Here is a 17,050-nt window from a genome sequence, read left to right as displayed (position 1 = left end):
CCGCGAGCTCCTGACGTCAGGTCCGACCCGTCGCCCGCCCAGTCTCGCCACGGACGGCCCCGGTTTTCCCTAAACGAATGGCTCCTCAACGAGCGTCCGGCTCCCCGGCGTCGCGACGCGCGTGTGGGCCCGGGACGCCCCAGTGCCCCGGACCCACACGTTGGAGCGGTCAGATCCAGGTGTGGTTCTGGTCGGTGACCGGCTCCAGCGCGAATGCCGGCACCGGCGCGTGCGGCGAGGGCAGTTGGGCGAGGACCTTGCCGATCGGCGGGAACAGCGGCAGGTCACCGACCTTGCGGTAGTCGATCCACTCGGTGTTGCCGACCTCGTGGCTGCCGTCGGGCAGCTCGTCGAACTCCTGGGTCGCCAGGGTGGCGCGGACCTCCGGGGTGACGTGGGTGCGGTAGATGAGGTGGATCTTGCGGGGCGGCGCGGGCGGCCCGGGCGTCCGCCATCGCGACCAGCTCCAGGTCGCCGATCCGGTCGGGCGTGAGCCCGAGCTCCTCCTGAAGCTGCCCCGGGGAAGCCGTGGAGGGTGCGGCTGCCGAACCGTGGTCGTCAAGGTCGTCGAGTACGAGACCTTCGAGGCGATGCTCGACGCCGAGGACAACGACGCGATCGGCAGCGAGGGCATGAACCGGGCCGAACTGCTCGCCGCTTGTCGGGAGATCTACCCGCCGGAGAAGGAAGCGCTCGGCGTCCTCGCGATCCACCTGCGGCTCGCCGCGAGTGACCCCCGCGAGGACAACGGGCGTGCCCGGCAGCCGTAGGTGCCGGGCACGCCCGCTCAAAGGTGTCACTCCTGGCCGCGCAGCCACTCCTCGACGATCGCGGCGGTGAGGGCCGAGTCCTCGCGGATCATCGACAGGTGGTCGGCATCGACGCCGACCACCCTGGCGCCGGGTACGAGCGGTTCGGCCTGGGCTCGCTGCTCGATGGGGGTCAGGTCCACGCCGGTCAGGGCGCGGTCGCAACCGACCAGCAGGACGGGGGCCGTGGTGTGGTGGACCTCCAGGCGGTTGAGCAGGACCATCCAACGGCCCATCGCGGACAGGCGCGAGTTGGTCAGCCGCACCGGCGAGTCGGCGCCGGTGAAGTTGAGCCGCATCATCCCGGTGTAGTCGGTGCCCTCGTCGGCGTTGTGCTGGAAGCTCAGCGTGTCGAAGAGGACGACGCCGGCCGGGCGGATGCCCCAGGTGTGTTCCAGCAGGCCGGCCGCCGCGTAGGCGAAGGAGCCGCCGGAGGAGTGGCCGGCGAGGACGAACGGGTGGCCGTCGCTGGCGCGCAGGGCGCTCTCGGCGATCACCCGGGTGGCGACCTCGGGGGTGGCGGGCAGCCGCTCGCCGGTGGCGAAGCCGACCAGCGGGAGCGCCGACACCTCGCGCTCGCCGCGGAAGTGGGCGGCGAGGCGGGAGTACTGGTGCACGCCCGCGTTGGCCGTCGGCGCGCTGACGCAGATCAGCCGGGTCGGGCGGGGGCCCTCGGCGAGGCGGGTCGCCCAGGGCAGGTCCTCCAGTTCGGCGGTCGCCTCGAAGGTAGGGCGCAGGGCCGCGACGGTGGCGAGCATGCGCTGGGCCTCGGGCACCTTGCCGTTGACCAGGGCGTCGGTGAACAGGCGCTCCAGGGAGTCGAGTTCGGGCTCGGCGCCGGAGCCGAGCACGGCCCCGCCGGTGCCGTCCTCGGTGGCTTGGTCAGCGAGTTCGCGGCGGATCCAGGTGGCGAGCTCGATGGGCGAGCGGCTGTCGAAGACGACGGTGGCGGGCATCCGCAGGCCGGTGACGGCGGCGATCCGGTTGCGCAGCTCGACGGCGGTGAGCGAGTCGAACCCGAGCTCGTAGAAGTCGCGTTCGGCGTCGACGGCCTCCGGGGAGGCGTGGCCGAGGACGGCGGCGGCTTCGGCGCGGACGGTGTCGACCAGGTAGTGCATGCGGTCGCGCTCACCCAGGTCGAGCAGCTGGCGGGTGAAGTCGGCGGCGGCGGCGCCGCTCGCGCCGCCGCCGGAGGCGGTGCGCCGGGCCGCGCGGACGAGTCCGCGGAACAGCGGCGGCACGTCGCCCTGGGGGCGCATGCCCCCGGCGGCCAGGCCCATCGGGATGACGAGCGGTTCGGCGGAGCCGAGGGCGGCCTCGAACAGGGCGAGGCCCTGCTCGACCGAGAGCGGCGGGATGCCGCCGGACTGCATGCGCCGCATGTCGGTCTCGCTGAGCTCGCTGGTCATGCCCGCCTCCTGGGCCCACGGGCCCCAGGCGAGCGAGGTGCCGGCGAGGCCGAGCGACCTGCGGTGGTCGATCAGGGTGTCCAGGAAGGCGTTGGCTGCGGCGTAGTTGCCCTGGCCGGGGCTTCCCATGGCGCCCGCGATGGAGGAGAAGACGGCGAACACGGCGAGGTCGAGGTGCCGGGTGAGCTCGTGGAGCTGCCAGACGGCGTCGACCTTGGGCCGCAGGACGGCAGACAGCCGCTCGGGGGTGAGCGCGGTGATGATGCCGTCGTCCAGCACACCGGCCGTGTGGATCACGGCGGTGAGCGGGTGTTCGGCCGGGATGCCGGCGAGCAGGGCCTCGGTGGCGGCGCGGTCGGCGGTGTCGCAGGCGACGACGCGGGCCTCGGCGCCGAGCGCCGCCAGGTCGGCGAGGAGTTCGGCCGCACCGGGCGCGTCCGGTCCGCGCCGGCTGGTGAGCAGCAGGTGACGGGCGCCGGTGACGGCGAGGCGGCGGGCGAGGCGGCGGCCGAGGGCACCGGTGCCGCCGGTGATCAGCACGGTGCCGTCGGGGTCGCGCTCCGCGGGCATCGTGAGGACGGTCCGGGTGGCGGCCACCTGGGTGGCGAGCGCGGTGCGGGCGGCGCGGACGTCGTGCGCGACGACCGGCGGCGCGGTCAGCTCGCCGCGTCCGGCCAGGGCGGCGAGCTCGGCGAGGACCGCGGCGGTCTCGTCGGCGTCCGGCGCGGGCAGCTGGGCGAAGGCGTCGTCGTCGAGGACGAGGACGGTGTCCGCCGCCGCGCGGCCGGTGAGCCGCTCGGGCGGCAGGCCGAGGCCGAGCAGGGCCTCGCGCAGGTCGTCGGGGGCCGTGGCGGACACGTCGGCGCCCAGCCGCAGGGCCAGCTCGACGGCGGCGGTGGCCGGTCCGGTCGCGGTGGCGTGGACGTGGACGGTCCGGCCGGTCGGGCCGTCGAGGGCCCGGCGGGCGGGGACGTAGTCGGCGGCCAGTGCGGCGGCGGCCCCGAAGGACCAGCTCTCGGGCAGCGGGGCCAGCAGGCGCCGATCGACGACCGCCTTCGGCCCGGCGGGCAGCATGCCGAACACCTCGTCGCCCGGGCGCAGCCCCGGCACACCGTCACCGACCGCCGTCACCACGCCGGCCGCGCCGGTGCCGTGTGCGTGTACCGCGGCGGCCTTCACCGCCACGGCCACCTGCCCGGCCGCGGGCGGCTCGGCCGCCCCCGGGCTGGGCACGAATGCCAGGTCGCCGGCCGGCAGGCCGTCCAGGACCCACGGCGTGCCGGCCGGGGGCAGCAGCCCCGCCGCGTCCGTGAGCCGGGCCAGCCGGCCGACCCGCAGGGCGCCGCCGCGGACGGCGAACTGGGCCTCGCCGTCGGCCAGCAGGCCGGGCAGCAGCGGCAGCACGGCGGCCACGTCCTCCGTCCGCTCGACGTCGAGGAGGGCGAAGCGGCCGGGGTGCTCGGAGTTCGCCGTGCGGGCCAGCCCCCAGGCGGCGCCGCCGGGCAGGTCGCGGACGGTCTCGCCGTCGGCGGCCCGGACGGCGCCCCGGGTCACGAACACCAGCCGGGAGGCGGCGGCGCGGTCGTCGGCCAGCCACTCCTGGACGAGCGCGAGCACGCGCGTGGTGTGCGCGTGGACGGCCTCGGGGACGTCGCCGGCCGGGCCGTCCAGGGCGACCAGGACGAGGTCGGGCACCTGGCGGCCGAGGTCCGCGAGGGTCGCGGCCGAGGAGCCCGTGCCGTAGGCGTCCCGGCCGAGGGCGGTGCAACTCGGCGCCGTGGCGGCGGGCGGCGTGGCCGGGGCGGGGACCCACTCGATCCGGAACAGCGGGTCGCGGCCGGTGCGGGCGGCGCTGGCGGCCTGCGGGGCGCGCAGGACGACCGAGCCGACCGTCAGCACCGCGCCGCCCGCCGGGTCGGTGGCGGTGACGGACACCGTGTCCTCGCCGAGGCGGGCCACCCGCACCCGCAGGGCGGCCGCTCCCCCGGCGTGCAGGGCCACGCCCTGCCAGGCCTGGGGCTGGGGCAGTTGCTCCTCGGTGCCGACGCCGATCAGCACGGCGGCGTGCAGGGCGGCGTCGAGCAGGGCCGGGTGGAGGCCGAAGTAGCGGGCGTCGTCGGCGGGTTCGCCCTCCAGTTCGACCTCGGCGAACACCTCCTCGCCGCGCAGCCACGCGGCGCGCAGTCCGCGGAACGCCGGGCCGCGCCCGGGCTCGCGGTAGAAGCCGTCCAGGTCGACGTCGAGCGCGCCCGCCGGCGGCCAGGCGGCCTGGGCGTAGTCCGGCAGGTCGTTCTCCTGGGGCACGAGGGTGCCGGTGGCGCAGCGCGTCCACGGCTCGTCGGGCGCGGCGTCGCCGGGGCGGGCGTAGCAGGCCACCGGGCGGGCGCCGGTGTCGTCGGGGGCGCCGACGCGCACCTGCACGACGGGTTCGTCGTCCTCGGCGAGCGGCAGCGGGTCGCCGAGCGTGAGCTCCGCGATCCTGCCGCAGCCGACCTGGTCGCCGGCCCGGACGGCCAGTTCGACGAAGGCGGCGGCGGGGAAGGCGAGCCGGCCGCCGATCCGGTGGTCGAGCAGCCACGGGTGGACGCGCAGGGCGAGCCGGCTGGTGAACAGCGCGCCGTCGGTGTCGTCGGCGAGCGGGACAGCGGCGCCGAGCAGCGGGTGGTCGGCGGGGACGAGGCCGACGGAGGCGACGTCGCCGGAGAGGGCGGCCGGGCGAGGCCAGTAGCGGCGGTGGTCGAAGGCGTAGGTGGGCAGGTCGACCCGGCGGGCGCCGGTGCCGTCGAACAGGGCCGTCCAGTCGACCGGGACGCCGGCGGCGTGGAGCGCGGCGAGGGCGGTGAGCAGGGTGCGCTCGTCGGCGCGGTCCTTGCGCAGGGCGGCGGCGCGCACGCAGTCGGCCGCGTCGTCGCCGAGGCTCTGTTCGGCGAGGGCGGTGAGGACGCCGTCGGGGCCGAGTTCGAGGAAGGCGCTCGCACCGGCGTCGCGCAGGGCGCGGACGCCGTCGGCGAAGCGGACGGCCTCGCGGACGTGGCGCACCCAGTAGTCGGGGGTGGTGACGTCCCCGCCCAGGGAGCCGGTCAGGTTGGAGACCAGCGGGATCGACGGGGCGCGGTAGGACAGACCGTCGAGGACGGCGCGGAAGTCCTCCAGCATCGGGTCCATCAGCGGCGAGTGGAACGCGTGCGAGACCTTCAGCCGCGTCGTCCGCCGGTCGGCGAAGTGCGCCTCGATCCGCGAGACGGCCTCCTCGGTGCCCGACACCACGACGGACGTCGGGCCGTTGACGGCGGCGATCGACACGGACTCGCCCAGCAGCGGCAGGACTTCCTCCTCCGTCGCCTGCACGGCCAGCATCGCGCCACCCTCCGGCAGCGCCTGCATCAGCCGGCCGCGCGCCGCCACCAGGGCGCAGGCGTCGCCGAGCGGGAACACCCCGGCGACGTGCGCCGCCGCGATCTCACCGATCGAGTGGCCGGCGACGAAGTCCGGCCGCAGGCCCAGGGATTCGACGAGCCGGTAGAGCGCCACCTCGACCGCGAACAGCGCGGCCTGGGCGTACGCGGTGCGGTTCAGCAGGTCCGCGTCCTCGCCCCACACGACCGCGCGCAGCGGCTGGTCCAGGTGTTCGTCGAGCACCGCGCACACCGCGTCGAAGGCGTCCGCGAACACCGGGAAGCGCGCGTACAGCTCCCGGCCCATGCCGAGGCGCTGGGAGCCCTGGCCGGTGAACAGGAAGGCCGTCGAGCGGTCGGCCGCGACGCCGCGGGCGACCTCGGTCAGTCCCTCGCTGCAGGCGAGCAGCACGGCCCGGTGCTCGAAGGCGGAGCGTCCGGCGGCGAGCGAGTACCCGATGTCCAGGGGGGAGAGTTCGAGGGCGGAGGTGCGGGCGAGATGGGTCTCCAGCGCGGTCTCGGAGCGGCCGGACAGCACCCACGGGACGACAGCGGGCAGCACCCGCTGGTCGTCGGTGCGCTCGGTCACGGCGGGCGCCTGTTCCAGGATCAGGTGCGCGTTGGTGCCGCTGATCCCGAACGAGGACACCCCGGCGCGCCAGGGCCGGTCGACCTCGGGCCACGGCCGGGCCTCGGTGAGCAGGTCGATCGAGCCCGCCGTCCAGTCCACGACGGTGGACGGCCGGTCGATGTGCAGGGACTTCGGCAGCACACCGTGCCGCATGGCGAGCACGGTCTTGATCACGCCGGCGACCCCGGCGGCGGCCTGGGTGTGGCCGATGTTGGACTTCAGCGAGCCGAGCAGCAGCGGCCGTTCGCGGTGGCGGCCGTACGTGGCGAGGAGCGCCTGGGCCTCGATCGGGTCACCGAGGGCGGTGCCGGTGCCGTGGCCCTCGACGGCGTCGACGTCGGCGGGCGCCAGTCCGGCGCTCGCTAGGGCCTGGCGGATGACCCGCTGCTGGGACGGGCCGTTGGGCGCGGTGAGGCCGTTCGAGGCGCCGTCCTGGTTGACGGCGCTGCCGCGCACGATCGCGAGCACCTCGTGGCCGTTGCGCCGCGCGTCTGACAGCCGCTCCAGGACGACCATTCCGACGCCCTCGGACCAGTTGGTGCCGTCGGCGGCGTCCGAGTAGGCCTTGCAGCGGCCGTCGGCGGCGAGGCCGTTCTGGACGGTGAAGCCGGCGTAGCTCACCGGTGTGGTCATCACCGTCACGCCGCCCGCGAGGGCGAGTCCGCACTCGCCGCCCCGCAGCGCCTGGGCGGCCCAGTGCAGGGCGACCAGGGACGAGGAGCACGCGGTGTCGACGGTGACGGCCGGGCCCTCCAGGCCGAGGGTGTAGGAGATGCGGCCGGACAGGACGCTCGACGCGAGGCCGGTGCCGGCGTGGCCGCCGATGTCCTCGCGCGAGTTCATCATGAGCGTCGCGTAGTCGAGGCCGTTGGTGCCGACGAAGACGCCGGTGCGGCTGCCGCCGAGCTTCTGCGGGTCGACGCCGGCGCGCTCCAGCGCCTCCCAGGAGGTTTCCAGGAGGAGGCGCTGCTGGGGGTCCATCGCGAGGGCCTCGCGCGGCGAGATGCCGAAGAAGGAGGCGTCGAAGTCGGCGACGGCGTCGATGAAGCCGCCTTCCAGCGTGGCGCTGCGGCCGCGGCCGTCGCGGTCGCCGGCGAGGAGGGTCCGCAGGTCCCAGCCGCGGTCCCCGGGGAAGCCGGCGATGCCGTCGCCGCCCTCGGAGACCAGGCGCCACAGCTCGTCGGGCGAGGTGACGCCGCCGGGCAGGCGGCAGGCCATGCCGACGATCGCGATCGGGTCGGTGTCGTCGGCCGCGACCCGGACGGCGGGCGGCAGCGGGCCGGCGGGGGTGTCGAGGAGTTCGGCCAGGAGGTGCTCGGCGAGGGCCTGGGCGGTCGGGTAGTCGTAGACGGAGGTGGCGGGGAGCTTGCGGCCGGTGGCCGCGCTGAGGCGGGCGGGCAGCTCGACGGCGGTCAGCGAGTCGAAGCCGAGGTCGCGGAACTTGCGGTCCGGGGCGACGGCCGAGCGGTCGGCGTAGCCGAGCACGGCGGCGACGTGGGTGCGGACCAGGTCGGTGAGCAGCGCGGTGCGCTCGGCCGGGGTGAGGGCGCGCAGGTGGCCGGTGAGCTCGGAGGCGGTGGTCGCGTAGTCCCGGCGGGCCACGGCGGCGGCCTCCAGGGCGGGCCGGGCGGCCGGGAGGTCGCGCAGCAGCGGGTTGCCGCGCAGGCCGATCAGGCTCTCCAGGACCTGCGGCTGCGTCAGGTCGAGCAGCACCAGCGCGGGCGCCGGACGGGTGACTGCCTGGCGCAGCGCGGCCAGGGCGAGCTCGGGGTGCAGGGCGGGGACGGCGGCGCGCCGGGTGCGTCCGTCGTCCTCGGCCGGAGCCGAGTATTCGGCACCGATCCAGGCGCCCCAGGCGATGGAGGTGGCGGGCAGGCCCTCGGCGCGGCGGCGCCGGGCGAGCGCGTCCAGGACGGCGGCCGGGGCGGCGAGGGTGGCGCGGCCGGGGGTCCCGACGACGCCCGCGACGGAGGAGCAGAGCACGAAGGCCGTCAGGTCGAGGCCGCGGGTCAGCTCGTCCAGGTGGTGGGCGGCTCGGGCGCGGACCCGGTGGACGGCGGCGAGGCGCTCGGGCGTCAGGTCGTCGAGGACGCCGTCGTCGACCGTGCCCGCCGCGTGGACGACGGCGGTGAGCGGGGCGTCGGCGGGGACCGCGGCCACCAGGGCGGCGAGGGCGGCCCGGTCGGCGACGTCGCAGGAGGCGATCGTCACGACGGCGCCCAGACCGCGCAGCTCCTCGGCGAGGTCGGCGGCGCCGGGGGCGTCGGGGCCCCGGCGGCTCGCCAGCAGCAGGTGGCTCGCGCCCGCGGCGGCGAGCTGACGGGCCACGGCCGCACCCCGGCCGCCGGTGCCGCCGGTGATCAGCACGGTGCCCGGGGTCGCCCCCGGCGTCCAGCCCGCGTCCGGTGCCCCGGCCGGGGCCGGGACCAGACGGCGGGCGTGGACGGCGGCGGTGCGGATCGCGATCTGGTCCTCGCCGTCCGCGCCGGCCAGGACGGCGGCCAGGCGGCGCACCGCGGACCCGTCGGGCGTCTCGGGCAGGTCGACGAGGCCGCCCCACTGCTGGGGGTGCTCCAGCGCGGCGACCCGGCCGAGGCCCCACGCGGCGGCCTGCTCGGGCGCGGCCGGCGCCTCGGTGGGGGCCACGGCGACCGCGCCGCGCGTCAGGCACCACAGCGGCGCGGTGACGTCCGCGTCGCGCAGCGCCTGGAGGAGGCCGAGGGTCACGGCGGCCGGGTCAGTGCCCCGGCCGAGCGCAAGGAGGGACAGGACGCCGGTGAACCGTCGCCCTGCCGAGGGCAGCCCGCGCAGCAGCGCGGCGAGTTCGGCACGTTCAGCCACGGGCACGGACAGGCACAGCGCGTCCGGTCCGACGGCCTCGCAGGCCGCCTCCGTCCACGCATCGTCGCCGTCCTCGGCGCTGTCAGCCGCAGGCGCCACGACCAGCCACGGGCCGGAGGGCCGGGCCGTCGAGCCGCCCGGGAGCGCGCGCCAGGACTCGTGGAAGCGCAGCGCGTCCAGCAGCGACTGGTCGCGGTGGTGGCGCCGCCAGGCGGAAAGCGCCGGGAGGACCGCGCCGAGCGCGTCGCCGTCCACGGCGAGGTCGGCGGCGAGCGCGTCCAGGTCCTCGCCCTCGACGGCGGCCCAGAAGCGGGCGTCCAGCGGGTCGTCCGGCCCGGCGGCGTCGGGGCGTCCGCCCGCCGGGGCGTGCGTCTGCGGCCAGTAGCGCTCGCGCTGGAAGGCGTAGGTCGGCAGGTCGGCGCGGCGGGCGCCGGTGCCGTCGAACAGGCGCGCCCAGTCGACGGGCGTGCCGACGACGTGGAGGCGGGCGAGCGCGGTCAGCAGCGCGCTCTCCTCGGGGCGGCCGCGGCGGCCGGCCGACTCGACGACGACGTCCGTCGCGTCCGCGAGGGTCTGGCGGACGGCCGGGGACAGGGCCGCGTCGGGGCCGAGCTCCAGGAAGTCGGTGGCACCGGCCGCGTGCAGTGCGCGGATCCCGTCGGCGAAGCGGACGGCCTCGCGGACGTGGCGCACCCAGTAGTCGGGGGTGGTGACGTCCCCTCCCAGGGAGCCCGTCAGGTTGGAGACCAGCGGGACCGAAGGCGCGCTGTACGTCAGCCCGTTGAGGACCTCGCGGAAGTCCTCCAGCATCGGGTCCATCAGCGGCGAGTGGAAGGCGTGCGAGACCTTCAGCCGAGTGGTCCGGCGGTCGGCGAAGTGCGCCTCGATCCGCGAGACGGCCTCCTCGGTGCCCGACACCACGACGGACGTCGGGCCGTTGACGGCGGCGATCGACACGGACTCGCCCAGCAGCGGCAGGACTTCGTCCTCCGTCGCCTGCACGGCGAGCATCGCACCACCGGACGGCAGCGCCTGCATCAGCCGGCCACGGGCGCCGACCAGCTTGCACGCGTCCTCCAGCGAGAACACCCCGGCCACGTGCGCCGCCGCGATCTCGCCGATCGAGTGGCCCGCGACGAACTCCGCCCGCACGCCCAGCGATTCGACGAGGCGGTACAACGCGACCTCGACGGCGAACAGCCCGGCCTGGGCGTACTCCGTCCGGTTGACCAGCTCCTCGTCGTCACCCCACACGACCTCCCGGACGGGTAGGTCGAACTGCCCGCAGACCGTGTCGAAGGCCTCGGCGAACACGGCGAAGCGCCCGTGCAACTCCTGCCCCATGTCGAGGCGTTGGGCGCCCTGCCCGGAGAACAGCAGCGCCGTCCTGCGCTCGCCGTCGGCGACGCCGCGAGCCACCTCGGCGCCGTCCAGCAGCACCGCCCGGTGCGCGAAGCGCGACCGCCCGGCGGCCAGCGAGAGGCCGACGTCCACGGGCGGGGCGTCCAGGCCGTCCAGCCGCGCGAGCTGCGCGTCCAGCGCCGCCTCGGACTTGCCCGCGAGCACCCACGGCACGACGCCCGGCGCCACCGACGGCTCCGGCGCGGTGGCCTCGGCCGACGGGGCCTGCTCGACGATCACGTGCGCGTTGGTGCCGCTGATGCCGAAGGCCGACACGCCCGCGCGGCGCGGACGCCCGGTGTCCGGCCACTCCTCCGCCCGCGTGAGCAGCCGGATGTCACCGGCCGACCAGTCGACGTGCGAGGACGGCGCGTCCACGTGCAGCGTGCGGGGCAGCACGCCGTGCTGCATCGCGAGCACGGTCTTGATCACGCCGGCCGCGCCGGCGGCGGCCTGGGTGTGGCCGATGTTGGACTTCAGCGAGCCGAGCAGCAGCGGCCGTTCGCGCTCCTGCCCGTAGGTGGCGAGGAGAGCCTGGGCCTCGATCGGGTCGCCGAGCGTGGTGCCCGTGCCGTGGCCCTCGACGAAGTCGACCTCCGCCGCCTCGAGGCGCGCGTTGACCAGGGCCTGGCGGATGACGCGCTGCTGGGAGGGCCCGTTGGGCGCCGTCAGTCCGTTGGAGGCGCCGTCCTGGTTGACGGCGGAGCCGCGCACGACCGCGAGCACCGGGTGTCCGTTGCGGCGGGCGTCGCTCAGCCGCTCCAGCAGCAGCACGCCCGCGCCCTCCGACCAGCCGGTGCCGTCGGCGCCGTCCGCGAATGCCTTGCAGCGCCCGTCCGGGGCCAGACCGCCCTGCCGGGTGAAGCCGGGGAAGCCGAGCGAGGACGACATCACGGTGACGCCGCCGGCCAGGGCCAGCGTGCACTCGCCGATGCGCAGCGACTGCGAGGCCAGGTGCATCGCCACGAGCGAGGAGGAGCACGCGGTGTCGACGGTGACTGCCGGGCCCTCCAGGCCGAAGGTGTAGGAGATCCGGCCGGAGACCACGCTCGCGGCGAGGCCGGTGCTCGCGTGGCCCTCGATGTCCTCCTGCGCGTTCATGACGAGCGTCAGGTAGTCCTGGCCACCGGTGCCGACGAAGACCCCGGTCCGGCTGCCGCGCAGCGCCGTCGGGTCGATGCCCGCACGCTCGACGGCCTCCCAGGAGGTCTCCAGCAGGAGCCGCTGCTGCGGGTCCATCGCGAGGGCCTCGCGCGGCGAGATGCCGAAGAACGCCGCGTCGAAGTCGGCCACCCCGTGCAGGAAGCCGCCCTTGGCGGTGGCGCTGCGCCCGCGGTCGCCGGGGCCGCCGCCGAGCAGGGTGTCGAGGTCCCAGCCGCGGTCGGTCGGGAAGTCGGAGATGCCCTCGCGGCCTTCGGCTACCAGCGCCCACAGCTCCTCCGGGGTGCCGATTCCGCCGGGCAGGCGGCAGGCCATGCCGACGATCGCGATCGGGTCGTCGGCGGTGGCGGCGGCCGCCGCGGCCGGGGCCACCGGCTCGGCGTGCTGCCCGAGCACCTCGGCGAGGACGAGGTCGGCGATGGCGGCGGGGGTCGGGTGGTCGAAGACCAGGGTCGCCGGGAGGCGCAGGCCGGTGACGGCGGTCAGGCGGTTGCGCAGTTCGAGCGCGGTGAGGGAGTCGATGCCGAGGTCGTGGAAGTCGCGGTCGGCGGGGACGGCCTGGGGCGAGGCGTGGCCGAGGACGGTCGCGGCCTCGGCGCGGACGAGGTCGACGACGTGGCGCGGGCGATCGGCCTCGCGCAGCTCGTAGAGGCGGGCGGCGAGGGCCATCAGGGTGGCGGCACCGGTGCCGGTGGTGGACGCCGTGCGGCGCCCGCCGGGCAGTAGGGCGCGGAACATCGTCGGCACCTCGCCGCGGGGGCGGGCGCCGGCGGCCATGCGGCCGGTCGCGACCAGGTAGGGCTCGTCGACGGCCATGGCGGCGTCGAGCAGCGCCAGACCGTCCTCCTCGCTGAGGGGCGGGACACCGGAGGCGTGGATGCGGTGCAGGTCGGCCTCGGAGAGCGTGCCGGTCATACCGGCGGTCGGCAGCCAGGCGCCCCAGCCCAGGGACTGGGCGGCCAGGCCCTGGTGGCGGCGCCAGTGTGCGAGGGAGTCCAGGTAGACGTTTGCCGCGGCGTAGTTGCCCTGGCCGGCGCTGCCCATCACACCGGAGATGGAGGAGAAGAGGACGAAGGCCCTGAGGTCCTGGTCCTTGGTCAGCTCGTGCAGGTTCCACGCCGCGTCCACCTTGGGCCGGAGGACGGCAGACATGCGCTCCGGGGTGAGTGCGGTGACGATGCCGTCGTCCAGCACACCGGCCGCGTGCACGACCCCGGTGACCGTCCGGCCCTCCAGCGCCTGGGCGAGCGCCTGCCGATCGGCCGTGTCACAGGCCACCGCCTCGGCGCGTGCCCCCAGCTCCGCCAGCTCGCCCACCAACTCGGCCGCGCCTCCGCGGCGGCTCAGCAACAGCAGCTCGCGCACACCGTGCCGGGTGACGAGATGCCGGGCGACGAGACGGCCCAGGCCACCGGTGCCACCCGTGATCACCACGGTGCCCCCGCCCCAACCCACCGAGGACTCGCCCGGGGCCACCCGGGCCAGCCGGCCCACCCGGACGACGCCGGCGCGCACCACGACCTGCGGCTCACCCGCCGCCAGCACGGCGTCCAGCGGGAGCTCGCCGTCCGTGTCCACGAGCACGAACCGGCCCGGGTTCTCGGACTCGGCCGCCCGCACCAGGCCCCAGAGCGCGCCGCCGGCCAGGTCCGCGACCTCGCCACCGGCCACCGCGCCCCGGGTGACGAACACCAGGCGCGCATCTGCGAAGCGCGGCTCGGCCAGCCATTCCTGCACCAGGCCCAGCGCCCACGCCGTCACGTCGTGGACGTCCTCGGGCGTCGAACCGCCCGACACCGGGACCACCACGGCGCCCGGCACGTCGTCGCCGAGTTCGGACAGCTCCGCGACCTCCGCGCCCAGCGTCACCGTCGGCACGTGCTCACCCGCACGCGACGGCGCGGGCACCCACTCCAGCCGCAGCAGCGAACCCGCGGTGGCCGCCCCCCGCGCCACGGCGGCCGGCTCGGCCAGCGTCAGGGCCTCGGCCGACAGCACCGGGTCCCCGGCGGCGTCCACGACGGCGAGCGCGAGGGTCTGTCCGCCCGTGCGCACGAGCCGCGCCCGCACCACGGTGGCGCCCGTGGCGTGCAGCGACACCCCGGACCAGGCCGTGGGCACCAGTCCCCGGCCGTCCGCCCGCACCACGGCCGCCAGCAGTGCCGGGTGCACGCCGAAGCCCGCGGCTTCGTCGGCCGCGTCGCCCGGCAGGACCGCCTCGACGAAGGTCTCCCCACCGCGCCGCCAGACCGAGCGCAGCCCGTCGAAGGCCGGACCGAGATCCGCCTCCTCCCGGATCCCCGTCAGCTCGGCGACGACCGCCCCCTTCGGCGGCCAGACGGAGGCGTCGAACCCGGCCGCGCACTGGCCGCGGACCAGTTCACCCGAGGCGTGCTCGGTCCACGCGGCGTCGATGTCCGCGTCCGGGCGCGAGAAGATCCGCACCTGCCGGGACCCGGAGGCCGCCGGGGCGTCCACCTGGATCTGGACCACGACCGCGCCGTCCTCGGGCAGAACGAGCGGTTCGGCGAGCGTCAGCCGCTCGACGCGGTCGCAGGCCACCTGGTCACCGGCGCGGACGGCCAGTTCCAGGAACCCGGTCGGCGGGAAGACGGCCACGCCGCCCACCCGGTGGTCGCCCAGCCACGGCTGTGCCTTGAGCGACAGGCGACCGGTCAGCAGGGTGCCCTCGGCGTTCGCGAGCGCGACGGTCGCGCCCAGCAGCGGGTGCTCGGCCGGCGACAGGCCGGCACCGGTCACGTCGCCCACGCGGCGGGAGGGGCGCGGCCAGTAGCGCTCGTGCTGGAAGGGGTAGGTGGGCAGGTCGACCCGGTTCGCGCCGGTGCCGTCGAAGAGCCGGGACCAGTCGACGGGGACGCCGGTGACGTGCAGGCGGGCGAGGGCGGTGACGAGGGTGTGTTCCTCGGGCCGGTCGCGGCGCAGCAGCGGGAGCGCGGGGGCGTCGGAGCCCTGGCCGTCCTGCTGGGCGAGGGCGGCGAGGACGCCCTCCGGGCCGAGCTCGACGAAGGCGGTGGCACCGGCCTCGCGCAGGGCGCGCAGGCCGTCGGCGAACCGGACGGCCTCGCGGACGTGGCGCACCCAGTAGTCCGGAGACGTGAAGTCGCCGCCCAGGGCGCCGGTGAGGTTGGAGACCAGCGGGATCGAAGGCGCGCGGTAGGACAGACCGTCGAGGACGGCTCGGAAGTCCGCCAGCATCGGATCCATCAACGGCGAGTGGAACGCGTGCGAGACCCGCAGTCGCGTGGTCCTGCGGTCCGCGAAATGCGCCTCGATCCGCGAGACCGCCTCCTCGCTGCCCGAGACGACCACCGAGGTCGGCCCGTTCACGGCGGCGATCGACACGAACCCGCCCAGCAGCGGGAGGACTTCACCCTCCGTCGCCTGCACCGCCAGCATCACACCGCCCGGCGGCAGCGCCTCCATCAGCCGGCCACGAGCGCCGACCAGCTTGCAGGCGTCCTCCAGCGAGAACACCCCCGCCACGTGCGCCGCCGCGATCTCACCGATCGAGTGACCGGCCACGAACTCCGGCTCCACGCCCAGCGATTCCAGCAACCGGAACAGGGCCACCTCGACCGCGAACAGCCCCGCCTGCGCATTCGCGGTCCGGTTCAGCAGCTCGGCGTCCGAACCCCACACCACATCCCGCAAGCCCCGGTCGAACTCCCCGCACACCGCGTCGAACGCCGCCGCGAACACCGGGAACCGGGCGTACAACTCCCGCCCCATCCCCAGCCGCTGCGACCCCTGCCCCGAGAACAGGAACGCCGTCGACCGCTCCCCCGCCACCCCGCGCGCCACCTCGGCGCCGTCCACCAGCACCGCCCGGTGCCGGAACCGCGAGCGCCCCGCCAACGACAGACCCACGTCCACAGGAGCACCCCCGACCCCGGCGAGCCGCTCCAGCTGCGCGTCCAGCGCGGCCTCCGACTTCGCCGAGACGACCCACGGCACCACACCGGGCACCACCGACGGGCCGTCGGCCGAAGAGTCCTCCTCGGAAGCCTCCTCCACCGCCTCCTCGACGATCACGTGCGCGTTCGTCCCGCTGATCCCGAACGCGGACACGCCGGCGCGGTGCGGCCGGTCCACCTCCGGCCAGGCGCGGGCCTCGGTGAGCAGCTCGACTGCCCCCGCCGACCAGTCCACCTCAGCGGACGGCGCGTCGACGTGCAGTGTCTTGGGCAGCACTCCCCGCCGCAATGCCATCACCGTCTTGATCACGCCCGCCACGCCGGCGGCGGCCTGGGTGTGGCCGATGTTGGACTTCAGCGAGCCCAGCAGGAGTGGCCGTTCGCGGTCCTGCCCGTAGGTGGCGAGCAGCGCCTGGGCCTCGATCGGGTCGCCCAGCGGCGTTCCCGTGCCGTGGCCCTCGACGGCGTCGACCTCGGCGGCCGACAGCCCGGCGGCGGCCAGCGCCTGCCGGATGACGCGCTGCTGGGACGGGCCGTTGGGCGCGGTGAGGCCGTTCGAGGCGCCGTCCTGGTTGACGGCGCTGCCCCGCAGGACGGCCAGCACCGGGTGCCCGTTGCGGCGGGCGTCCGAGAGCCGCTCCAGCACCAACACACCCGCGCCTTCGGCCCAGCCCGTCCCGTCCGCCGCGTCCGCGTACGCCTTGCAGCGCCCGTCCGGGGCCAGCCCGCCCTGCCGGGAGAACCCGGAGAAGCTCATCGGCGTCGACAGCACGGTGACGCCGCCCGCGAGGGCCAGCGTGCACTCGCCGGCCCGGAGCGCCTGCGACGCGAGGTGCATCGCCACCAGCGAGGACGAACACGCCGTGTCGACGGTGACCGCCGGGCCCTCCAGACCGAAGGTGTAGGACACCCGGCCGGACAGCACGCTCGCCGTCAGACCGGTGGTGGCGTGACCCTCCATGTCCTCGTCCGAGTTCATCACCACGCCGACGTAGTCGACGCCCGCCGTGCCGACGAACACGCCGGTGCGGCTGCCGCGCAGGCCGCTCGGGTCGAGGCCGGCCCGCTCGAACGCCTCCCAGGACGTCTCCAGCAGCAGGCGCTGCTGCGGGTCCATCGCGAGGGCCTCGCGCGGTGAGATGCCGAAGAAGCCCGCGTCGAACTCGCCGGCCGCGACGAACCCGCCCTCGATCGAGGCGCTGCTGCCGTGGCCCTCCCCGAGCAGCGCCCCGATGTCCCACCCCCGGTCGGCGGGAAGGCCGGTGACGCCGTCCCGCCCGTCCTCGACCAGCCGCCAGAGCTCCTCGGGGGTGGTCACCCCGCCGGGCAGCCGGCACGCCATGCCGACGATGGCGATCGGCTCGTGCCGGCCGGATTCGACCTCCAGCAGTCGTTGGCGGGTCTGGTGCAGGTCGGCCGCGACCCACTTGAGGTAGTCAACGAGCTTGCTGTCGTTCGACATGGGGGG

General features: G+C 76.0%; 3 protein-coding genes. 1 reads left to right on the top strand and 2 read right to left on the bottom strand.

What is annotated here, in order from left to right; all coding sequences use genetic code 11:
• Positions 1-169: 169 nt before the first annotated feature.
• Entirely contained in the window at positions 170-562 is a 393-nt protein-coding gene (locus tag O1G21_RS33930) for a hypothetical protein (RefSeq protein WP_270149099.1), read from the bottom strand.
• On the opposite strand from O1G21_RS33930, the gene O1G21_RS33925 reads away from it, so the two are divergent.
• Entirely contained in the window at positions 552-770 is a 219-nt protein-coding gene (locus O1G21_RS33925; protein WP_270149097.1) for an ASCH domain-containing protein, read from the top strand. The genes O1G21_RS33930 and O1G21_RS33925 overlap by 11 nt on opposite strands.
• Positions 771-796: 26 nt before the next feature.
• Here the strand turns inward: O1G21_RS33925 and O1G21_RS33920 are convergent, their stop codons facing one another.
• Positions 797-17,044, bottom strand: a complete 16,248-nt coding sequence (locus tag O1G21_RS33920) for a type I polyketide synthase (RefSeq protein WP_270149095.1) — start codon at positions 17,042-17,044, stop codon at positions 797-799.
• Positions 17,045-17,050: the final 6 nt, after the last annotated feature.

It is taken from the genome of Kitasatospora cathayae, assembly GCF_027627435.1.
In the GTDB taxonomy this organism is placed as follows: Bacteria; Actinomycetota; Actinomycetes; order Streptomycetales; family Streptomycetaceae; genus Kitasatospora; species Kitasatospora cathayae.
Note: the sequence above shows the minus strand (reverse complement) of the source record. Positions and strands in the feature narration are given on the sequence as shown.

Excerpts from the sequence above, each read along its gene's own strand:
- O1G21_RS33920 (WP_270149095.1), bottom strand. The coding sequence starts at position 17,044 with ATGTCGAACGACAGCAAGCTCGTTGACTACCTCAAGTGGGTCGCGGCC.